At 52.7% G+C, this 22,016-nt stretch carries 21 protein-coding genes; 15 read left to right on the forward strand and 6 right to left on the reverse strand.

What is annotated here, in order from left to right:
• Positions 1-22 precede the first annotated feature (22 nt).
• Positions 23-1,570 (forward strand): FGGY-family carbohydrate kinase, encoded by a 1,548-nt coding sequence (locus BMZ81_RS08165; protein WP_091130751.1) that lies wholly within the window; start codon positions 23-25, stop codon positions 1,568-1,570.
• Positions 1,571-1,655: 85 nt separating this feature from the next.
• Positions 1,656-2,831: a helix-turn-helix domain-containing protein gene (locus BMZ81_RS08170; RefSeq protein WP_177187249.1), complete on the forward strand. Its 1,176-nt coding sequence runs from the start codon at positions 1,656-1,658 to the stop codon at positions 2,829-2,831.
• Between the two features lie 144 nt (positions 2,832-2,975).
• Here the strand turns inward: BMZ81_RS08170 and lpdA are convergent, their stop codons facing one another.
• Genes lpdA through BMZ81_RS08190 form a run of 4 tightly spaced genes read right to left on the reverse strand, consistent with a single transcriptional unit; the run spans position 2,976 to position 7,684 of the window.
• A complete protein-coding gene (lpdA, locus tag BMZ81_RS08175) occupies positions 2,976-4,367 on the reverse strand; it encodes a dihydrolipoyl dehydrogenase (protein ID WP_091130757.1) in 1,392 nt (463 codons plus the stop codon).
• Positions 4,368-4,385: 18 nt separating this feature from the next.
• The gene (locus BMZ81_RS08180; RefSeq protein WP_091130758.1) at positions 4,386-5,672 is read right to left on the reverse strand and encodes a dihydrolipoamide acetyltransferase family protein; all 1,287 of its coding nucleotides are present in this window, start codon (positions 5,670-5,672) and stop codon (positions 4,386-4,388) included.
• Positions 5,673-5,695: 23 nt separating this feature from the next.
• Positions 5,696-6,670 carry an alpha-ketoacid dehydrogenase subunit beta gene (locus BMZ81_RS08185; RefSeq protein WP_091130761.1) on the reverse strand — a complete coding sequence of 325 codons (975 nt, stop codon included), beginning with the start codon at positions 6,668-6,670 and terminating at the stop codon, positions 5,696-5,698.
• A gap of 18 nt (positions 6,671-6,688) precedes the next feature.
• Positions 6,689-7,684 carry a thiamine pyrophosphate-dependent dehydrogenase E1 component subunit alpha gene (locus BMZ81_RS08190; protein WP_242942594.1) on the reverse strand — a complete coding sequence of 332 codons (996 nt, stop codon included), beginning with the start codon at positions 7,682-7,684 and terminating at the stop codon, positions 6,689-6,691.
• Positions 7,685-7,941: 257 nt separating this feature from the next.
• On the opposite strand from BMZ81_RS08190, the gene BMZ81_RS08195 reads away from it, so the two are divergent.
• The 11 genes from BMZ81_RS08195 to BMZ81_RS08235 all read left to right on the forward strand — a co-directional run bounded on the left by BMZ81_RS08195 (position 7,942) and on the right by BMZ81_RS08235 (position 18,200).
• On the forward strand, positions 7,942-8,916 hold the full coding sequence (locus tag BMZ81_RS08195; protein ID WP_091130763.1) for a sugar-binding transcriptional regulator: 975 nt from the start codon (positions 7,942-7,944) through the stop codon (positions 8,914-8,916).
• A gap of 176 nt (positions 8,917-9,092) precedes the next feature.
• Entirely contained in the window at positions 9,093-9,224 is a 132-nt protein-coding gene (locus tag BMZ81_RS14375; protein ID WP_278308880.1) for a hypothetical protein, read from the forward strand.
• A 14-nt stretch (positions 9,225-9,238) separates the two neighbouring features.
• Positions 9,239-10,333, forward strand: coding sequence for a substrate-binding domain-containing protein (locus tag BMZ81_RS08200; RefSeq protein ID WP_207645617.1), 1,095 nt, complete (start codon positions 9,239-9,241; stop codon positions 10,331-10,333).
• 81 nt (positions 10,334-10,414) lie between these two features.
• Positions 10,415-11,953, forward strand: a complete 1,539-nt coding sequence (locus BMZ81_RS08205; RefSeq protein WP_091130764.1) for a sugar ABC transporter ATP-binding protein — start codon at positions 10,415-10,417, stop codon at positions 11,951-11,953.
• The gene (locus BMZ81_RS08210; RefSeq protein WP_177187250.1) at positions 11,946-12,950 is read left to right on the forward strand and encodes an ABC transporter permease; all 1,005 of its coding nucleotides are present in this window, start codon (positions 11,946-11,948) and stop codon (positions 12,948-12,950) included. Before BMZ81_RS08205 ends, BMZ81_RS08210 begins: the two co-directional genes overlap by 8 nt.
• Before the next feature lie 22 nt (positions 12,951-12,972).
• Positions 12,973-13,623: a class II aldolase/adducin family protein gene (locus BMZ81_RS08215; protein WP_242942595.1), complete on the forward strand. Its 651-nt coding sequence runs from the start codon at positions 12,973-12,975 to the stop codon at positions 13,621-13,623.
• Positions 13,624-13,650: 27 nt separating this feature from the next.
• On the forward strand, positions 13,651-14,295 hold the full coding sequence (locus tag BMZ81_RS14040; RefSeq protein ID WP_177187251.1) for a hypothetical protein: 645 nt from the start codon (positions 13,651-13,653) through the stop codon (positions 14,293-14,295).
• A gap of 13 nt (positions 14,296-14,308) precedes the next feature.
• The gene (locus BMZ81_RS08220; RefSeq protein WP_177187252.1) at positions 14,309-15,037 is read left to right on the forward strand and encodes an SDR family oxidoreductase; all 729 of its coding nucleotides are present in this window, start codon (positions 14,309-14,311) and stop codon (positions 15,035-15,037) included.
• Positions 15,038-15,052: 15 nt separating this feature from the next.
• Positions 15,053-15,889 carry an L-ribulose-5-phosphate 3-epimerase gene (locus BMZ81_RS08225; RefSeq protein WP_091130781.1) on the forward strand — a complete coding sequence of 279 codons (837 nt, stop codon included), beginning with the start codon at positions 15,053-15,055 and terminating at the stop codon, positions 15,887-15,889.
• A 17-nt stretch (positions 15,890-15,906) separates the two neighbouring features.
• Entirely contained in the window at positions 15,907-17,427 is a 1,521-nt protein-coding gene (locus BMZ81_RS08230) for an FGGY-family carbohydrate kinase (protein ID WP_091130783.1), read from the forward strand.
• Complete coding sequence (locus tag BMZ81_RS08235; RefSeq protein WP_091130784.1) at positions 17,424-18,200, forward strand: MBL fold metallo-hydrolase; 777 nt, start codon at positions 17,424-17,426, stop codon at positions 18,198-18,200. The genes BMZ81_RS08230 and BMZ81_RS08235 overlap by 4 nt, the downstream gene beginning before the upstream one ends.
• Positions 18,201-18,345: 145 nt before the next feature.
• Here the strand turns inward: BMZ81_RS08235 and BMZ81_RS08240 are convergent, their stop codons facing one another.
• A complete protein-coding gene (locus tag BMZ81_RS08240) occupies positions 18,346-19,191 on the reverse strand; it encodes a DegV family protein (RefSeq protein WP_091130787.1) in 846 nt (281 codons plus the stop codon).
• A 228-nt stretch (positions 19,192-19,419) separates the two neighbouring features.
• The gene (locus BMZ81_RS08245; protein ID WP_091130788.1) at positions 19,420-19,830 is read right to left on the reverse strand and encodes a TIGR04076 family protein; all 411 of its coding nucleotides are present in this window, start codon (positions 19,828-19,830) and stop codon (positions 19,420-19,422) included.
• A 220-nt stretch (positions 19,831-20,050) separates the two neighbouring features.
• Between BMZ81_RS08245 and BMZ81_RS08250 the strand changes: the two genes are divergently transcribed.
• Entirely contained in the window at positions 20,051-20,503 is a 453-nt protein-coding gene (locus tag BMZ81_RS08250) for a MarR family winged helix-turn-helix transcriptional regulator (protein WP_177187253.1), read from the forward strand.
• Entirely contained in the window at positions 20,500-21,888 is a 1,389-nt protein-coding gene (locus tag BMZ81_RS08255) for an MATE family efflux transporter (RefSeq protein ID WP_091130793.1), read from the forward strand. Before BMZ81_RS08250 ends, BMZ81_RS08255 begins: the two co-directional genes overlap by 4 nt.
• Positions 21,889-22,016 lie beyond the last annotated feature (128 nt).

The raw sequence follows: 22,016 nt of genomic DNA on the forward strand, positions 1-22,016 counted from the left end.
GGCGGAAAAGGGAGTGCATAATATGGCATATCTAATGGGAATTGACTTGGGCTCTACCAGTATCAAGGCGGTGGTCTACGACGAGACTGGAAATATGATTTCCAGCGGTTCTCAGCCCACGCCGCTGACTCACGACAATCCTGCTCAGCCCACTTGGTGCGTCTGGGAGCCTAAGCGGATTTGGGACAGTGTAGTTTATGCGGTGATGGAAGCAACCTCTAAAGTAAAGGACGTTCAAGATATTAAAGCCTTGGCGGTAACAGGCTTTGGAATGGATGGCTTGCCCATGGACCGGGAAGGCAATCCGCTCTATCCCATGATTTCCTGGCATTGTCCCAGGACCATCCCTCAATATGAAGCGTTTACCCGACGTATCGGTACGGAGAACATTTTTCACAGGACGGGGAAGCGTGCCATGGACATTGATACGATCTACCGGATGCAGTGGATGAAGGAGAACCATCCAGAGATTTTGGATGCCACGGACAAATGGCTGCTGATTGAGGATTACATCAATTATATGCTCTGCGGTGTCAAGGCTACAGACTATTCCATGGCGACCTGCACCTCGGCGTTTGACCAACGAACTCACGACTGGTGTGATGATTTGCTGCGAGAGGCGGGGATATCCAAAAATATTTTCCCAAAGGCATATCCTGCTGGACGGGTATTGGGGACGATTCTTCCTATGGCGGCACGGGAGACGGGGCTGGCACCCGGCACGGTGGTGGTGTTGGGCGGCCATGATTTCATCTGCGCGGCATTGGCCACCGGCGCTATCGACGAATCTGTGCTGCTGGATATTACCGGGACCTGGGAGATGCTGGTGTTGGCAACGGATCAAATCAACATCACCGATGAACTCTATGAAAGCGGTTATTATCTGGAAGGTCATGTGGCCAAGGGCAAGTGCTGTTATGTAGGCAGTACTGTCAGCGGAGACATGACTGAATGGATGCGGAGGAACCTCTGCGCGGAAGAGCGTATGATTGCCTCAGCCCAGGAAACAGATATCTGGAGCACCATCATGGAGGTGTGCCGCAAGTCTCCGCCCGGCAGCAACGGCTGTATGTTCCTGCCGCATTTTTCCGGGGCTGGTGCCCCCAACCGAGATCCAGATTCCATGGGGGCCTTCGTGGGGCTCCACAATGCCGTACGCAAGCGGGATATGATGCGCAGCATCCTGGAGGGCTTGGACTACCAGTTCCGCATGATGGCGGATTCGTTTACGGCCTATCGCCTGGGAACGCCCCAGCGGATTGTGGCCACCGGCGGCGCAGCATATAATAAGTTCTGGATGCAAAACAAGGCGGATGTCACCGGATGGAGGTTAGAAGTGCCGGAACTCTATGAGGCAACACCTCTTGGCGCAGCCATGGTGGCGGGGCTGGGTATTGGTGTTTATGCCAGTGAACAGCAGGCTGTGGAAGCCGTGCGCCGCAGCGTCACCATCTATGAACCGGACGAGGAACTGCACAAGCGCTATGACGACTACTATCAAAACATCTATGTAAAACTACAGGGAGCACTGGGGGACGTCAATCACGCCATTTCCAAGCGTTTTCGCTGAATACAAACAGCGGCGGAGCTTATCCGCCGCTGTTTGCGTTTCTGCTTTTTGGATGGTATACTTTCTGTTGAGAGGAGGGGATTACATGTTGCCTAAGGGGCAATTGCAGCGTTGTCAGCAGTGTTGCCAGGATATACGACTGCTTTGCGGCGTGGACTGCCGGACGGTGAGCACAGAAGAGATCCGAATTCTGCGTGAGACGCCACCCCAGCCGGATTTTTGCGATGGATGCAGCTATATCCGTTGCCGTGCCCGTGCCACCCATGCATACGGCTGCAACGAATCTTACCGATGGCACAGCCCGTACCTCTACTATTGTCCGCTGGGACTGGCCTTTGTGGCACAATGCATATGTACTGACGCCGGAGAACTGGAAGGCGGCATTGCCGCAGGCCCATTTCTTACAAGCAACCGGGAAGAGGCCCGAGAGCAGGTGGCAGAGCTGACCAGTGCCGTCTGCATTGATTCAGTGCCCCAATGGAGTGGGGATCAGTCCGCCGCGCTGGGACGGCTTTTGGAGTTCCTTTGCCGGGGTATGATAAGTGAAGGCTTTCGCCCGCCGTCCGCCGTTTTGCCGGAAAACCAAGGTGAACCGGCAGATCTGAGTACTTCGCTAGAGGGGGAACGCCAGCTTCAGCAGCTCATAGAACAGCAGGACAGTGAGGGCGCCCGGGGGTTGCTGGATCAGGTGTTTTCGCAGGCTTACGCCGCCAGCGGCGGTGACACGGAGGCTATGCGCCACCGTGTGATGGAGCTGTCGGTGATGCTTGCAAGGGCTTGCGTCAACGCAGGGGCAGATGTACAGGAGGTTTTTGGACGCAGCGACTATTTGACAGACATCCGGGAATTTTCCACTGTGGATCAGCTCTATAGCTGGATTACCTCCGTCCTGCGGCGTTTCATGGATTATACATTTGAATTTCAACAGGTGCGCCACGCCAACGCACTTTTCAATGCACAGCGGTTCATCCGACAGCATTATGCGGAGAGACTGACGCTGGAGAGCATCGCGGCAGAGGTTTGCCTCAGCCCAGGCTATCTAAGCAGCCTTTTTAAAGCAGAGGCCGGAGAGAGCCTCTTCGCTTATCTGAATCGCTTTCGGGTGAAGCGGAGCCGGCAGCTATTGCTGGAGAGCAGCCGTCCTTTGGTGGAGGTAGCTCACGCTTGCGGATTTGAGGACCAGAGCTACTTTACCCGGGTCTTCAAAAAGTACACCGGAGTCTCCCCTGGGAAATTCCGCCAAAAAAATGGAAGGGTATGAGCAAGGAACCGATCATTGATTCAAACAGAACGGCACCCCATATGGGGTGCCGTTCTGTTTGAATGCAGAAAATATCTTTCCGGAGGATGGCTTCTAAGGGGAGACAGAGACAGCGGAGCGGGAGGAAATCAAGATCCGTTGTGTTCAGTGCTTGGCAGGAAGATGGATGCAGCGGCCCAAAGCAGCGCTACAGGCTTCCATGAAAGCCTCTGAAACACTTGGATGGGCGTGAATGATGTCGGCAGCTTCCTCCGCAGTTACCTCAGAAGCGATCAAGGAGGCAGGCTCAGAGATCATCTCGGCCGCCTGCGCACCAAAAATATGGACGCCCAAAAGTTCAGAATACTTTTCCAATACGATGACCTTCACAAACCCCTCTGTCTCGCCGCTGGCCAGAGACCGGCCGTTGGCAGAAAAGGGGAAGCGGCCGATTTTCAGAGAGGCGGCACCATATTTCGCTTCCGCTTCCGCTTCCGTAATTCCCACAGATGCAGCCTGAGGGGAGGTGTAGACACAGGAAGGAACTGCGCTGAGGTTGATGCTGCGGTGAATACCCATTGCATTTTCGGCAGCTACCTCACCCATTTTGAAGGCGGTGTGAGCCAGCATCAGCTTGCCGTTGATGTCGCCCGCGGCATAGATGTTTGGAATGCTGGTACGCAGATGTTCGTCTGCCAAGACCTTGCCGTTCTCTACAGCCAGACGCCCTGCCAGGGCGCCCAGACAGCTGGTATCGGTGGTACGTCCCACGGAGAGCAGGATTTTGTCGGCTTCCACCACATCACCGCCGGCACAGAGAATGCGGCTGGAGGAGCCGGCATTTTCAATGCGGGTGATTTGTGAGGAGAGCATCAGCCGTACTCCCTGCTTTTCCATACAGGGGGCCAATGCCTCGGAAAGCTCCCGGTCCATCATGGGCAGCAGGCGATCGGCAGCCTCGACAATGGTTACCTCGCTGCCGAAACCCCGAAAGGCTGTGGCCATTTCGCAGCCAATGACGCCGCCGCCGATGATGGCCAGACGCCGGGGGAGCTCAGTGATCTCCAGAATATCGGTGCTGTTGAGTACGTTGGGATCTTCAATGCCGGGGATGGGAATGCTGCAGGCCTTGGCTCCCCCGCAAAGAAGAATGGAATCAGCCTGATAGGACGCTCCGTTGCACAGAATGGTATGCTCGTCAACCAGGGAGGCTTCACCCTTTATCACGGTTACGCGATTGGACCGGAGCAGGGCAGCCACGCCGCTGGTCAGCTGGCGGACGACCTGATCCTTATAGGCCTTCACCACGGGCATATCCACGACGGCATTGGGGTCGTTCTTTATACCGCGCTGACTGGCACTGCGGATTTCGTTGAGAACATCAGCAGTTTTGATATAAGTTTTGGTGGGAATGCAGCCGCGGTTAAGGCAGGTACCGCCTATGGTGTCCTTTTCAAAAAGCACCACACTGGCGCCGAGCTGGGCGCCTCGGATGGCCGCAACATATCCCGCCGGACCGCCACCGATGACGGCAATCTGAAATGCTTTTTCAGCCATATTCTACACTCCTAACGATTACAGGACCAAAAACAGTTCGGGGCTTTCAATGTATTCTTTCATGGTCTGCATGATGTGACCAACCTCACCGCCGTCGAAGACCCGATGATCATAGGTGACGGAGAGAACCATCATGGTGCGGATGCAGATCTCGCCCTGATAGACGGCAGGTTTGTCCACACAGCGCCCAAAACCAATAATGCAAGACTGGGGAGAGGGCAGAATGGGATTGAAGTTATCCACCGGGAAGATTCCCATGTTGGTAATGGTAAATGTGGCACCGGATTGATCGTCCATAGTCAGCTTCCGCTCCCGGGCCTTGATGACAATTTTCCGCAGAGCTTGACTCAGTTCCACCAGAGACATCCGATCCGCATGGTGAACCACCGGGGAGGTCAGTCCGTAATCAGTGGCCACTGCCATGCTCAGATTTACATAGGGATAGGAAAGAATTTCAGTATCTGTATAGGAGGCATTGGCCAAGGGGTGGGTCTGAATCATCTTCACAGCCGCATAGGAGAGCAGATCGTTGATGGTAATCCGGGTCCCCAGCCGCTCCTGATGGCTCAGAAGGGATCCGCGCAGACGCATGAGATCAGTGACATCAATTTCAACGGAATCGGAAGTCTGAGCCATACTATGCTGGCTGTTGTACATATTCCGGGCGATGGCTGCGCGGATGGGAGTCAGGGGAATGCGGACGGGCTCGCCGGCCGGAGCGGCGGCTCCACTGCCCAATACATCGTCCTTGCGGATTTTACCCCGGAAGCCGGTTCCGGTGATGGAGGTCAGATCCACATCGTTGACCTCGGCCACCTTCCGGGCCAGAGACGTTGCTTTAGCAGACTTGCGGGCGGAGGCAGCCTCTACATCCCGGGCGAGAATCTCCCCAGCGGTGCCGCTGGGGACTATGTCAGCCAGATCGATCCCTGCTTCCTGGGCAAGCTTTTTGGCATAGGGCGTTGCAGCCAGAGGGGCCGCAGGTGCAGCAGGAGCGGCGGGAGCGTTTGTCGCCTCTGATGCTGTGGGAGTATCAGGAATAACGGAGGCGGTGTCGGGGATTTTTTCCCCTTCCTTTCCAATATAGCCAATGGTTTGCAGGACTGGCACCGTGGTGCCATCCTCCACCAGCTTAGCCAGCAGAATCCCGGTGCCGGGAGCTTCTGCCTCCATGGTGATCTTATCAGTTTCAATTTCCATAATGGGCTCGTCAAGCTGTACGGGATCGCCAACGTTTTTCAGCCAGCGAATCAGGGTTCCCTCTTTCATATCCATGCCTGCTTTGGGCATAAAAACTTCAACCATGTGTCGTTCCTCCTACAAAGAGCTTACAGCAGGCTTTTAACCTGTGTGATAATTTTCTCCACAGTGGGGAAAGTTTCGCGCTCCAAATTGGGATTGAAGGGAATGGGGCAGCTCAGGGCGCCCAGCCGGCGGATGGGTGCATCCAGATAGTAGAATGCCTCGCTGTCGGCGATCTGGCCGACAACTTCACCGCCGAAGCCGCCGAACTGCACGGCTTCGTGGACGATGAGAGCCCGGTGCGTCTTTTTGACGGAGCGGATGATGCTCTCTCTGTCCAAAGGCAGTAGGCTGCGCAGATCCACAACTTCTACGTGGATTCCATCCTCGGCCAATTTGTCGGCAGCCTGCAGGCTCATCTGCACCATGCGGCCGTAAGTAATGATGGAAAGGTCAGACCCCTCTCGCTTCACATCGGCTACGCCAAGGGGAATGGTATATTCCTCTTCAGGAATCATGCCCTTGGTGCGGTAGAGCGTCTTCTGCTCCAAAAACATGACAGGGTTGTCGTCACGGATGGCGGTTTTCAGCAGCCCCTTGGCATCATAAGGCGTGGAGGGAATCACTACCTTCAGGCCGGGAAAGTGAGTCAGGCAGGCCTCCAGACTTTGGGAATGCTGAGCGGCGGCGCCGGTGCCGGCACCTGCGGCGGTACGCATGACCATGGGGACTTTTACCTTGCCGCCGAACATGAAGCGCATCTTGGGTGCTTCGTTGACCAGCTCGTCAAAGCAGACGCACATAAAGTCAGAGAACATCAACTCCACGATGGGGCGCATGCCAGCCATAGCCGCGCCGATGGCGGCACCCACATAGGACTGTTCGGCGATGGGGGTGTTCATAATGCGATCCTTCCCAAATTTTTCCAACATTCCGCGAGAGACACCAAAGGCACCGCAGTATTCAGCGATATCCTCGCCCATCATAAAGACGTTTGCGTCACGTTCCATTTCCTCGCACATGGCCTCATTAATGGCCTGCGCGTAAGTCAGTTCTTTCATTATGTGTTCCCTCCTTCTTTATGCGTACACGTCACTTAGCAGATCGTCGATGGAAGGCTCTGGGCAGCTCTTGGCATAGGCTTCAGCGGCAGAAATTGTGTCAGAAGCATCCTGGGCGGCAGCATCCAACTCCACTTCGGTAAAAATACCGTTTTCTACCAGATACTTTCGGAAGGCCTTAATGGGACACTTTTCCTTCCAAGCGGCAATTTCTTCCTTCGTACGATAGAGGTTGCCGTCACTCTTGGAATGGCCGGAGATGCGATATGTATTCTCCACCACCAACATGGGGCCGTTGCCACCTGACACATATGCCCGGGCTTCCGCGATGGTCTTATACACTTCCAGAACGTTGTTGCCGTCAATGGACTTGGAGGGCATATCAAATGGATACGCACGCTTAGAGATGTCTGTATCCCTCATGACGTCAGCGATAGGCGTAGACATGCCGTAGGTGTTGTTGACACAGACAAAGAGCACCGGCAGCTGCCAGATCGAAGCTAGGTTCATGGCCTCCCAAGTGGCACCTTCGTTGGAGGTGCCGTCACCGAAGAAAACTACGGAAATGCGATCCTGCTCCTTGCGCTTGTGAATGGCCAAAGCGGTGCCTACACACATGACCGCGCTGGCACCAAGAATGCCGTCGGCACCAAAGTAGTGAATGTCGGGGTCTGCAATGTGCATAGAACCGCCCTTGCCTTTGCACACGCCGGTGGAACGGGCCAAAATTTCAGCCATCATATGATTGACGTCAATCCCCTTGGCAATGGCCTGGCCATGGCCGCGGTGTGTGCCGAAAACATAATCCTGGGGCTTTAGAGCGGCGATGGTACCGGATCCGGTGGCCTCTTCACCAATGCCGAGGTGGGTGGTTCCATGGACCAAACCCTTGGAAAAGAGCCATTGTACACGCTCCTCAAAGCAACGGGCCAAGTTCATGTTGCGCCACAGTGTGGCCATCAGTTCTTTGCTGGGGACGACTGCTTCCGCAGACGGTTTCTTTGTGCTGCTCAAAAAAATCGCTCCTTTCAGAAAGTGAAATATCGACCGAATCACTGAATTGAATCAGATATGTGGTTCTTACAAGACGAATATTAACATGTGTCAAAACGAATGTCAACATCGCAAAAAGCCTTTCTACAAATCGAGATACAAATCTGGAAGAATTTCTAAAATAAATGCTAAAAATGGGGCAAAATTTACGTTTGAACATTTGACAGGAGGCTGGGAGATGTAGTATCTTAAATATAGGCATTTTACCGGAGGTGAGTATGGAGAATTCAGATATTCAGAAATTGGTGGAGATCTCAAAGCTGTATTATCTGCAGGGCATGACACAGGAGCAGATTGCGAAGATCTTTGGCATTTCACGCAGTGCGGTTTCTATGTATCTGACAGATGCCAAGAACAACGGTATCGTGCAGGTACAGATCAAGGATCCGTCGGAGAATAATGAGGAACTGGCGGAGCGAATAGAGCGGGAATTTGGTATAAAAAAGTGCATTGTGGTACCCAGCGGTACCCACAACCATAAGGTGATGCTGCGGATCGTCACTTCCCAGGCGGCGCGCTTTGCCCGGGACTTGTTTACAAGCCACTCCTCTCTTGGTATTGCCTGGGGCAGTACTTGTTCGGAATTTATGAATGCCTTCCCGGAGGACACGGATCTTTGCGATATCAGTGTGGTGCCAATGGTTGGAACCTCCCTGCTGCTTACGGAGGAATACCAATTAAATGAAAGCATCCGGATGTTTGCAGAAAAGCTGCGGGGATACCCACTGTTTATTTACTCACCCGGTATCGTAGACACGATGGATGATTACCGCCGCATTATGGACAGCACCTATATGAAACCGATTTTGGACCGCTGGAAAAACATGGAGTATGCGGTGCTCGGCATAGGTCGGCTTCAAGAACGGGATGTAGCCCGGCAGCTGCGCTGCGGCGGGGAGAATATGCTGGAGGAGATCAGCCGTTATCACGATATGGCTGTGGGTGACATATGCGCGCGTTGGTTTAACATTCGGGGCGAATTTATCGAATGCGAGCATAACAATAAGCTCATCGGTGCGGACGCTGAGATTTTAGGCACCATCAAAAATGTTATGGCCATTGCCATCGGCAGCAGCAAGGTATTTGCGATCATCGGCGGACTGCGGACTGGCGTGATCCATTACTTTGTGACAGATGAAAATACTGCCCGACAGGTACTGGCGGTAATGGAGTCCAATGCGCTGCCTGGATAAGGTTTTTTCGGTGCAGCAGCAAAAGTGATAAAAGCAGGAGGACATCGAAGCGCGATGTCCTCCTGCTTTTGTCATAGGAGCAAGGGTTTAGTGCATCCTGTTGGGATATTTCTGTGGCACTTGTACAAAAAAGTGCTCTGAAATTTGACTGGACAAAAGTCAGAAGGAGATTGACAATGTTGGATTTGTTTGGTAAAGTGAATGCATGGACGGAATTTGTTGTGACAAATGTCAAAACGATGGACGCCTTGCCAAAAAGCGGGAAGGAAAAGCAACCCGAAACAGAAGCAACTGCATCTTATTTTTAAGGAGGAGATTTAGAATGAAGAAGAGAATCCTTGCATTTGCCCTGACCCTGGTTATGATTTGCGGCTTGACAGCTTGCGGAAAAACCGAAATCCCGGCAGACAACTCCGAAAACAACGACTCTGCAGTTGAAGCCACAGCGACCGGTTTGGCTGGCGCTGAGGGCGAGACCTATTACATGAATGTGTTCGTATCCGGTGTGGAATATTGGTTCCCTGTGTATGCCGGTATGAAGGATGCCTGCAAACAGTTGAATGTCAACTGCGTTTACGGCGGTACCACCGAATATGACGCCCAGGCGCAGGTGGAGTCCTTCGAGGCAATGCTTGCGAAGAATCCGACCGGCATCCTGTGCTCCCCTATTAATGAAGAGGCGTTTGTGGAGCCAATCAACCGTGCCATCGAGCAGGGAGTGGCTGTTGTGACCTACGCCTCTGACTCTCCCAACTCCAACCGCCAAGCTTACGTTACCTCTGATAATACCAACGAGGGCGCTACTGCCGCTCGCGCTGTTGCCGAGGATATGGGCGGTCAGGGCAGCGTGATGGTTTTGCGCAACCCGGGCCAGAGCAACCATGATATCCGCTGCGATTCCTTCATCGCCACAATAGAAGCGGAATATCCCAATATTCAGGTAGTTGCCGATGTGGCCACCAACCAGAACGAACAGGCCGGCTATGACGCAGTCATGTCCACTTATCAAAAATATCCTGACCTGGGCGGTGTATTCTGCCCCGAGGGGGTTTCCATTGTCGGCGCTGCCACTGCGGCGAAAGAACTGGGCACCGGCATCCGCTGCCTGTGCGTTGATACCAACGACACGCTGCTGGACATGCTGAAGGATGGCGATATGTTCTCCCTCCTCTGCCCCGACCAGTACATGCAGGGCTATTTGGGTATGATGTCCCTGTTCATCGCCGCCCATCCTGAGAACGTCAATCCTATGAATGAGCGCAAGGCCAATGGCGAGAACATCATGGATATCTCCATTGATAACGGCCTGACCATTATTACCCCGGAGACCGCTGATTATTACTATGTTGCCGACTATGCGGCATCCCTTGGCTATAAGGATGTCAATGACATGCTGAGCGAGTACAAAACCAAGTAAGTTATTTACCACCCCGGCTCCGTCGGTGGTTATCCACCGGCAGAGCCGGGGTCGTTTGACTTTTTATGGGGAGGTATATCTATGAATGCCCTTGAACTCAAAGGCATCTCAAAATCCTTTGGCCGAAATCAGGTTCTTTTTGGAGTTGATTTTGCACTCCGACCGGGAGAGATCCATGCGATTATGGGTGAAAACGGCGCGGGCAAATCCACTTTGATGAACATCGTATACGGCAACTTGAAGCCGGACGGCGGCGAAATCTATATTAATGGCCAGAAGACGGCCATCAACCATGTTCTGGATGCGCAGAATCTGGGCATCTGCTTCGTCCACCAGGAGATTGCCCTATGCCAAGACGCCACTGTAGCAGAAAATATTTTCATGTCCCAAATCGGGCGTGGCGGAAAGTACAACCTGAAAACTCTTGCGGCAAAAGCAAAAGAGATACTGGACCCACTGTCCAGTAAACCCATTGATCCCTATGAAATTGTGGAAAGACTGCCGATTTCCAGTCAGCAAGTCGTGGAAATTGCCAAAGCAATTTCCAACAATTGCAGAATCCTGATTTTAGATGAGCCGACATCCTCTCTGTCCGGAGCAGAGGCGGAAGCGCTGCATCAGATGATCCACAGACTGAGAGAAAACGGAATCGGCATTATTTATATCAGCCACCGCATGTCCGACATTTTTGAGCAGTGTGACCGTGTCAGCGTTCTGAGAGATGGCCACATGGTGGCAACGTACAATGTATCTGAGGTATCCGTACAACAGCTGGTCAACGATATGGCTGGCCGGGAAGTGGATATGCTCTATCCGGAAAAAGCTGCAGATCTCCACCGGGAAGAGAGCAACGTGGTGCTGGATGTTCGGGGGCTGGAAGATGCTGCCGGAAAATTCCATGAGATTAATTTCCGCCTCTATCAGGGCGAAGTACTTGGCTTTGCGGGACTGCTGGGTGCTGGACGCAGTGAAATTATGAAGGGCATTGTCGGGCTGCGGAAACTCAAAGGCGGAGAGGTGCTTTTCCAGGGGAAAAATATCGTCGGTATGCGCACCAAGGATATATTTGACAGCGGCCTTGTAATGCTACCGGAGGATCGAAAGAAGCAGGGACTCTTTCTGGATATGAACATCCGGCAAAATACGGTGGCTACATATCTCTCTGAGATTACCAAAAACGGAATTATCGACCGGAAAAAGGAGCGGGAACTGACCCAGAGCCGGATTGAACGGATGAACATCCGCTGCGTCGGTTCAGACCAGATTGTGCGCAGTCTCAGCGGCGGCAATCAGCAAAAAGTATTGGTTGCAAAAACCTTGGCAAAAAAGCCTGAGATTGTGATTATGGACGAACCTACCCGAGGTGTTGATGTAGGAGCCAAGGCAGAAATTCACCGTTTGCTGCGGGATCTGACGCACGAGGGCGTCAGTGTAATCCTGGTTTCTTCCGAGCTGAACGAAGTCATCGGTATGTGTGACCGGGTGGAGCTGATTGATGGATCCGGCACCATTGTGAAGGAAGTTCTTGGCGACGAGATCAACTCCGATACCATTATGTACTATATTTCCGATGCATACAGATACGAGCAGTCGAATAGAGAGGTGTCTATCAATGAATGAAATTGCGCCGAAGCCCGGAATTAAGGGGATCGTCAAGAAACTCAGTGACGTACGAGAAACCAGCCTGCTGATGATCATTATCCTCTGCGCGGTAATCCTGACGTTTACCAACGAATTCTTCTTTACCACAGCGAACCTGCAGACGGTGCTGGGCAGTATTTCCATCAATGGAATCCTGACCATCGGCATGATTGTTGTCATGATTACCGGAGGTCTTGACCTATCTGTGGGATCTGTTATGTGTATGTCTATGGCATTTGCTGCGCAGGCCATTCTCAGCGGTGTCCCTCCGCTGCTGGCCTGCCTTATCGGCATCGCGGCCTCGGCGCTCAGCGGACTGTTGATCGGCCTTGTTGTGACGAAGCTGAAGCTCTCTCACTTTATCGTGACGTTGTGCTTTATGGGTATTTACCGCGGTGTAGTTTATGTGATGACAGCAGGAAAAAGCATTTCCCTGGTCAGCACCTTGAAAGATATGCCCAAACTGGCCTTCCTGGGCTCTGGTTATATCGGAAGCTACATTCCATTTACCTTTGTGATTTTTGCATTGCTGGCAGTGGCCGCGGATCTTTATGCCCGGCGCTCTACCCGCATGCGCAAGCTTTACTACACCGGCAGCAACGAGCTGGCAGCAGGCCATTCCGGCATTAATACTGACCGGGTGAAGATCGGCGCCTGCGTGGCCTGTTCCACGTTGGCCGGTGTTGCAGGAATTATTTACATGAGCAAATATTCAGGCGTCTCCACCAGCGCTGGAACCGGCCTGGAGATGACGGCACTCTCCGCTGCTGTCATCGGTGGTGTTAGCATGAATGGCGGTAAGGGCACCGTGGCGGGCGGTCTGCTTGGGCTGCTGTTTATCGTGCTGATTCAAGATGCCATGAACCTCTTCTCTGTGCAGGCTTTCTGGCAGGATTTGATTCGCTACGTTATCGTATTGCTGGCAGTGATACTGGATGTGGTGCAGGAAACTGCAAGAAAGAAAAAGAACTCTTAAGAAAATGAAAGAAGGATATGGTATGATGTACCTGCAGGATAAAGAAGAGATTATCGAGGTTGCCAATGAGATCAAGCGGATTGGCCTTGTGCAGCTGACTGGTGGTAATGTCAGCGTCCGCAAGCCAAACGGCGATATAATTGTGACGCCATCTGGCATGCCCTACGAGACCATGACGCCGGATCAAGTATTGGTACTCAATAAGGACGGCCAGGTCATAGAAGGAGATTTGCGCCCCTCGGTGGATACGGTGGCCATCAAATACATCTTTGATCACTGCCCGAATGTCAACGCTGTCATCCATACCCATCAGCCCTATGCCACGGCAGTTGGGTTGATTGCGGACGAACTGCCCGCATGCTGCACGACGCTTTGCAATGTGTGTCTGGGGGCTGTGCCAGTAGCCCCCTATTCCGCTGCAGCCAGCGAAGATATGGGGATTCAGGCAGTGGAGTACCTGGATGGCAAACGCGCTGTGATTTTGAAGCACCATGGTGTTATTGCGGTGGGGCCGACCCTTCATGATGCAGAGTATTCTTGCATCTATCTGGAGGATGTGGCCAAGTGCTGGCTGGCAGCTAAGGCAGCTGCTGGCGGAGAAGTGGCGCTGATGACACCGGAAGAAGTGGAAGAGGCTGTCAATACCCACAAAACATACGGACAAAAGCACTGAACCAAGAAAGGATCGTGGGCGTGTGCTATGAATAAGAGAAAATGGCTGGTGCTGGCCGGTGCGATCGCAGCCCTCTGCGTGTTGGTCTGTTTGCTGGCAGGCTGGAATCAGGCAGTATCGGATGACGATGATCCAATTATTTTACAAACTGCACACAGCACCTTTTCTAAAAAGGAAGTTATTGCCATGATCGACCTGAACTGTCGAAAATATGGCTTGACTTTGGAGGATTTGCATAGCGATCCTGGTTTTTGGAATCAGATGGTTCACGATATCGTATTTGAGTATGCAGGGGCTGAGATTGCCCGTGAGCTTGCGCCGGAATATGGTTTAGACCAATTGTCTTCTGAGCAAAAGGCGGCGGGCGCCGCATATGCGGAGTCCCTGCTTTCTGATATAGAAGCCATTGGAGAGGAACCTGGGGAATATTTGACTGTATTAGGCTTTACCAAGGAGTCTCTGATAGTCTACGGGGAAAACCAGGTCTACGAAACATTTCTGCAGGAGCGTTGGGCAGAAAAGATTGAGTTGTCTGCAGATGCGGAGACAGCGCACTACCAAAAAATTATCAACTACACGAACAACATGCAGGATGAAATTGAGCAGCGAACTAAGAGCGGCGTCATTCAGGTGGATATGTCTCCTCTGCTGCAGGAGATGGATAAAAGCTGAAAGGAGAACACCGATGGAAGATCATCAGGCAAAACGGGTAGTTTTAATCACCGGGGGTACCAGTGGTATCGGCAAAGAGACTGCTAGACTGTTTGCCAGGCATGGCGACCACGTAGTTATCACCGGGCGTGATTTACAGGCGCTCCGCCGTACGGCCAGTGACATTGACGGGATAGACATTGTACAGGCAAATGTTACACAAGCCGCAGATTGGGAGCGCGTGCGAACACATATTCTGGAGACATATGGGACGCTGGACATACTCATCAATAATGCAGGCGCCGGTGTTGTGATCAAAAATTTGACGCAGCAGAGTCTGGAGGAAATTGAACGATGCCTGAATACCAACTTACTTGGACCGATCTTGGGAATTCGCTGCTTTGCACCTTTGATGATGGAGCAGAGGAAAGGGACGATTATTAACCTGTCTTCCGTATGCGCCAAGCATGCATGGGAGGGCTACGCAGTCTATGCGGCGGCAAAGGCCGGGGTGCTCAATTTAACGAAAAGCGCTTATGCGGAGCTACAGCCGTACCATATTCGGGTAACCTGTGTAATTCCTGGCGCGGCGGCAACCAACTTTCAAGTCAATGCCCAGGACGCACCTATGGCAGAGCATCCGGACAACCTGCTGCCGGAAAACGTGGCGCAGGTAATTTACAATATTTGCGCACTGCCGGAGCACGTTGCGATTGAAGAAACGACGGTCTGGGGTCTCTCCCAGGTGATCCGGCCGTTCTGAGAGGAAGAAGACCCTTTGAGCTATTTGAACAATTTGCCGCTTGGCCTTTACGAAAAAGCGGTGTGCCAAAGTCTCCCTTGGGAAAAGAAGCTGACCTTGGCACGGGAAAGTGGATTTGACTACTTTGAAATGAGTGTGGATACCACGCCGGAGCGCTTGGCCCGTCTGACTTCCCGGGAAGAAATCCTGGAGATTCGCCGGGCGGTGGAGTCAACGAATTGCCCCATTTACACCATGGCGCTCACAGTAAATCGAACCTACCCTGCAGGCAGTCTGGATGCTGCGGTAAGAGATGCGGGACAGAAACTGGTACAGCAGGGAATTTGCTTTGCCGCGGAAGTAGGAATCCGCGTGGTTCATCTGGCGGGATATGATGAGCACGTGCCCCGCTGCAGCCGGGAGACAGAGCGCCGCTTCACTGAGAGCATGGCGGAATACGCGGCTTTTGCTGCACGCTATGGGGTAATTCTGGCGGTAGAGACCATGGAGACCGAGTACATGGGCAGCTGTAAAAATATTGCCCGCTTGGTGCGTGAACTGGATTCCCCCTATTTCCAATGCTATGCAGACATCGGAAACCTGACCGCCCGGGGTGTCGACCTGGCGGCTGACATTCCGGAGGGGGGAAGTCACATCGTTGGAATCCATCTCAAGGATGCGAGACCCGGTGTTTGCCGGGATGTACCATTTGGAGAGGGTATCGTAGATTTCCAAAGAGCTCTGGCCATTTTAAATGACATACACTATAGCGGTTTTTTCGCTGCGGAGATGTGGTGCTACGAACATCCGGAATTTCACGGATACCTACCTGAGGTGTGTGCATTTTTACGCTGCGAGATCAGCAAGATTTAAAACAGGGGGGACAATTCATGCGCTACCTGATGGGCATTGACATTGGCGGTTCGGTGGCTAAGGCGGCGATCTATGATGAGCGGGGGAGTGAGATCGCGGCCTGCGGGCAGAAACTGACCACTCTTTGTCCCAAACCGGGTTACTGCGAACGAAATCCGGAACAAATTCGGGAGAGCATTTATCAGGTGGTTTCCATGGTGCTGGAGAAGGCAAACCTGAATGGCGGACAAATCGCGGCCATCGGGGTTACCGGCCAGGCCAACGGCCTGTATATGTTTGACCGTGGCGGAAACCCCACGTATCCTGCTATTCTCAGCAGTGACATGCGGGCCAGAGAGTTCATCCGCCGCTGGAATTATGACGGTACGCTTGAGCGGATTCTGCCAAAGACAAGGCAGGTTCTCTGGGCTGGACAGACCGCTGCTCTGGTAGCTTGGTTTGCCCGGAACGATCCCGAGGCCTTGGAACGGGCAGAGGTTTTTGTCACCGCAAAGGACTATGCCCGGTACCTTCTCACTGGGGAGTTCTGCATGGAGACTACAGAGGCCTCATCTATCAGCCTGATGGATCTCAACACTCGGAAGCTGAGTGAGGAGATTGCAGAGGAGCTTGGAATCAGGAAGTATCTCTCAAAATTTCCAAAGAAGATTCTGGAGAGCACAGAAATCGGCGGCACCGTGACGGAGTCAGTAGCCCGGCGCACCGGGTTGAAGGCCGGCACGCCGGTAGTGGGCGGACTGATTGACACGGTGGCCAGCATTATTTCTCAGGGGATCACACAGGAAGAGCAGTTGGGTATCATTGTGGGGACTTGGGGTGTCAATGCCTTTATCACCCGCCGTCCGCTGCATTCTAGAGATCTTTTCAGCGCATTCTATTATTGCCTGCCGGGATACCACTTGATCCTGGAGGGAAGCTCCACCTCGGCATCTAACCAGGAGTGGTTCATTCATACGTTTCTCAAACAAAACGGAATGGATTTCTGCGGCTATGACGAGATCAACCGCATGATTGCGGAGAGCCCGGAAAAAAGCACGTTGCTGTTTTTCCCATTTCTCTACGGCACAAATGTCAGCATCGATGCAAAAAGCTGCTTTTTCGGTTTACAGGGAAGCCATGGAATTCCGGAACTGCTGAGGGCGATCTATGAGGGCGTTGTCTTCTGCCACATGTACCATATTGACCGGCTGCTGAAATTTCGGGATGCTCCAAGGACAGTCCGGATTGCCGGCGGCGGAGCGCGTTCGGAAGTCTGGATGCAGATGTTTGCGGATGCCTTGGGAACAGTTGTGGAAGTCAGCGAGGCTGAGGAGCTGGGGGCTATGGGGGCGGCCATGGCCGCCGGCGTCTGCAGTGGAACCTTTGACGATATGTATCATGCGGCGCGGCAGTTTACACGGATCAGGCGGGTATTCCGCCCAAATGCGGAACACCACGCCTACTACAAAGAGAAGTATGCCATGTATTGCCGGTTGATTGACGTCATGGATCCCTTGTGGAAGGACTTGGCGCATCTGGGTGAAGAGGCTTGGGGGTGAGCGCCGTGCTGCAGTTTACACTGACGGCCAATGCTGGTTTTTTGCTGCAATTGGGCGGTTATCGTTTTTTGGTGGATGCACTGCACCGGGAAAGCGGATATCCCTTCAGCCCGGTGCCGCAGGAGCTGTTAGACGAGATGAGCCGGCCGGACAGCCCGTTTCACGATGCAGATTTTGTCCTTTTCAGTCATGATCATCCGGACCACTATACTCCGGATGTGGTGGTGGAGTACCTGCGGCATAACCGGGTACGTCGATTACTGCTGCCCGCAGAGCAATATGGAGATCGCACTGCGGGGCTGATGGCTTTTCTTGCGACAGACCATCGAAGCTACTGGAAGCTGGGTCTTCCCAGGGGAAAAAGGCACCTTTATCGCCTGGAAGAAGATGTGTTTCTTCTGGCGGCAGGCATTCGACACGTGTCAGAACCATTCCGGAAGCTAAACTGCGACGCGCTGCTGCTTTCGGTGCACGGGGAGAATGTGCTGGTACTTTCAGACTGTGATTACATGTGTTTAGAGGACTTTGCCTTTTTGCAAGGTGTACCGGTTCGGGCAGCTGTAGTGAACCCGCTGCTTTTTCATGCTGAGGAGGGGAGGCAGCTGCTGCACGCCATTGATCCGGAGCATGTGCTGATTTACCACATTCCCTTTGAGGGGGAGGATACGCTCTCCATGCGAAGCTTGGTTCGCCAAGATTTGCGGAAACGCGCAGGAGAATATCCGGATGTGCAGGCCCTTATGCAGTGCCGCCAGACGATTACTCTGCTATAAGAGGTTGAGAACCGTACCAAATACGAACTGACAGAAAAAAGCGGACTTCTGACCATGCGGTCGGAAGTCCGTTTTTTAATATTTTCTATATTGGGATCTTGCTGCGCAGTGAAACGAACGTCCATTCCGTGCTTGACCTGTATGGCTAAAAGCCCAGAATCAAGCCCTTCTGCATCGCATAAAAACTGGTGAGGCCCCGACAGGAGAGGATCTCCACACTTTTTACCGGCAAGTCCTCCAGAATCTGCTGCTTCAGTTTCAGCGCTCCGGACAGATTTTCACAGTGGGAGATGACCACTTCCGAACCAGTGCAATCCTTGCTGGAACGCATCAGCGCGGTGAGCGCCTTGTAGGTTTTTGCTTCGCCACGGGCCTTGTCGGCTACATGAATGGTGCCTTGGGGTGTGGCGTCGGCAATAATGTGGATCCCCAGTGTTTTCAAAAGATTGCCCACCAGCGGCCGCATACGGCCGTTTTTAATGAGGTTGTCATAGCACTCCAAGGTAAAACAGGTCCGCAGAGCGGCCTGATATATGCGCAGCTGATTGCAGATTCCTTCAAAATCCCCATTTTCATCTGCCTCCATCAGCATCTTGGCGCGACGAATCAGCAGCACGATGGCACCGGCGGTGGACTTGGAGTCGATGACACAGATCTTTTTCTCCGGATGCTCCTCCAGCACCATGTCCCTGGCCATAACAGCGGCATTGTACGTGCCGGACAGACTAGAGGAGATGGTAAAGCATATGGTGCAGTCTGCTGCCTCAAAGGCCTTGGCGAAGGCGGCGGGAGACGGGCAGGCAGTGGAAGAGGCGGATTTCTCCGAGGCCATAGCATCCAACAGATCCGGGACTACCAGAGTATCGTTATCGATAAACTCCCGGTCACCGACCTGAATCCGCAGGGGCACCGTCTCAAAGCGCACACGGTCGCTTGTAAAAGCGGACATCTGCAGGTCACAGCTGCTGTCACTTACAACATTCCAAATCATATGAAACTCCTCGTAATCTGGTTTTTGAAACCATATTTTATTTTATGATAATACGGAAAAGCTGATTTGTCAATGATGAAAATGGGATGGGGACAGGATTTTAACTCCCTCTTAACTTTTATGCTGCGATACGCTGATTTCTGAACCCGTTCGTCGAAATGACGGAAAGAGGTGTTGTCCTTTTGGACAGCACCTTTCCCGCAGTTCGATGAGCTGGAGCTTGCAGGATTACCCTGTATAAGCATCTTTGGCATTGTTCATGAAATTCTGCTTTTTGAGCCACTGCTTTTCCTCTTCGGTTTCCGGAATATCGATTCTTTCAATTTTAAAGATTACAGGCCTGGTGCCATCGTTACAACAAGCAATCATCAACCGTTCATCATTCGTCCACTTGTGCATAATGGAGCCGCCTTGAAGTGCTGTGTACACATACCGGCTAATCGCATCCCACGCTTCACCGCAAAATTTCCCGTTCATCAGATGGTAAAAGTCATCCTGTTCACCCGTCCGTTTCAAAACAAATGTGTCTCCTTCTTTAAAGCATGGACACGGACCTGATTTGGGGTCAGCAAGATATTTTTCCTGATAATCAGCAAATACTTTTGTTTCCAATACCGTTATTTTGCATTCGTGCTGCATATAGTGCGCCTCCTCAAATTCCGATTTATTGAGAGCATCATACCAGGCCATGGAACGATGTGCAACAAAACGCGTGGATAAAATTGCCGAAGTTTTGCCATCAGCCCAAAGGGGAAAAGGGAGGATTTGAGCGTGCTTGACAGTTTGCGGCAGATGTGCTATGCTGAAACAGTTCCTAATTAGAACTGTTCTAAAAAGAACTAAAACGGAGGCGGAAGAGATGGATCCGATTCATGCGCAGTGGATTCAGTTTTATCACCAGTTCGGGAAATTTTATACAAAGCAGTTTGCGCCTATTCTGGCTGAAACCGGACTCTCCATGCGGGAGATCCATGTACTTCTGTTTCTGGCCAACAATCCAGAGTTTGATACGGCACGGGATGTGTCGCTCTATCGTAGAATCTCGAAATCCCAAGTATCCGAGGCCGTGGAGCTACTGGTTGGACGGGGGCTTTTGTGCCGGACATCTGATGCAGCCGACCGGCGGGTAACGCACCTGGCTATTACGGCGGAGGGCCTTCCGCTGGTAAACAGGGCACAGGAGGTTCAAAGTGATTGTGTTCAGCAGATGCTGGATGGACTGACTCTGGAAGAAAACGAGCAATTGCGTGCTGTCTTGAAAAAACTATTTGCCAACGGAAAACGGCTGGCGGAGGGAGAGAGTTCGAAATGAACCATCAGAGTGTTGATCTTGGAAAAGGGCCGGTTGGAAAGCTGTTGTTTTCTCTGGCACTGCCTACCATTACCTCACAAATTGTCAACATGCTGTACAACCTGGTGGATCGGGTATACATCGGGCATATGACGCCGGCGGACACCGTGGGACGCCTGGCGCTGACCGGGGTGGGCGTCTGCCTGCCGGTTATTTTGGTGATTTCCGCATTTGCGGCGCTGCTGGCAATGGGGGGTGCACCGCGGGCCTCCATTGCGGAGGGAAGAAACAACCCTACGGAATCCGAGCGCATTATGGGCAACTGTCTGACCATGCTGGTGGTGGCTTCTCTGGTTTTAACTGCAGTACTTCGCCTGTTTGCAGAGCCGCTGCTGCTGACCTTCGGCGCCAGTGACAATACCATCGGATATGCGCTGGATTATATGAATATCTACGCGCTGGGCACTGTGTTTGTACAGGTGACATTGGGAATGAACGCCTATATCACTGCTCAGGGCTTCACCACCGTCAGTATGCGGACAGTCCTCATCGGAGCAATTCTCAACACCATTTTGGATCCCATTTTCATCTTTGGCCTGAACATGGGGATCCGGGGAGCTGCACTGGCTACCATCCTCTCCCAAGCGGTCAGTGCCATCTGGGTTTTGCGCTTTCTGACAGGGGAGAGAACAAGGTGGCGGATTCGGCGGGAGAACCTGCGCCCGCAGGCAAGTGTGGTGTTGCCCTGTCTGGCTCTGGGCCTGTCGCCCTTTATTATGCAGTCTACAGAGAGCCTGATTGCCATATGCTTCAATTCATCCCTGCTGAAATATGGCGGCGATTTGGCGGTGGGCGCGATGACGGTACTCACCAGCCTGATGCAGTTTGCCATGATGCCCCTTCATGGGCTGACACAGGGAGCCCAGCCCATCGTCAGCTATAATTACGGCGCACGAAATGCGGAACGGGTGCGGGCGGCCTTCAAGGCACTGCTGAAGGCCTGCTTTACGTATTCTATGGTCATGTGGGTTCTGGTTCAACTGTTTCCCCGTGCGTTTATCATGCTGTTTAACAGTGACCCGCAGCTACTGGACTATGCGGCTTGGGCACTGCGGGTTTATATGGGCGCTACCGGTATTTTCGGCATCCAAATCGCCTGCCAGCAAACTTTCATTGCCTTGGGCAATGCCAAGGCATCTTTGTTTCTGGCGGTACTGCGGAAGATTATCTTGCTGATCCCCCTCATTTATATATTGCCCCATTTCTTTGCAGACCAGGCGTTTGCCGTTTTCCTGGCAGAGCCGGTGGCGGACTTCCTCGCGGTGTGCACCACTGCAGGCATGTTTGCTGTACAGTTCAAAAAGAGCATGAGAGCGCTGGAGGCACCCGGCTCATCCCCGGCATAAAACTTCATGTGCCGTGACGTGCACCGCGATAACAGGAAAGCCGATGGCACATGGCCATTTTGCCATGTAAAAGCATAGCAAAAGAATACCCCGGAACCGGTTTCCCGGCTCCGGGGTTATTCTCTTAC

The sequence above is a fragment of the Oscillibacter sp. PC13 genome, from assembly GCF_900115635.1.
In the GTDB taxonomy this organism is placed as follows: domain Bacteria; phylum Bacillota; class Clostridia; order Oscillospirales; family Oscillospiraceae; genus Oscillibacter.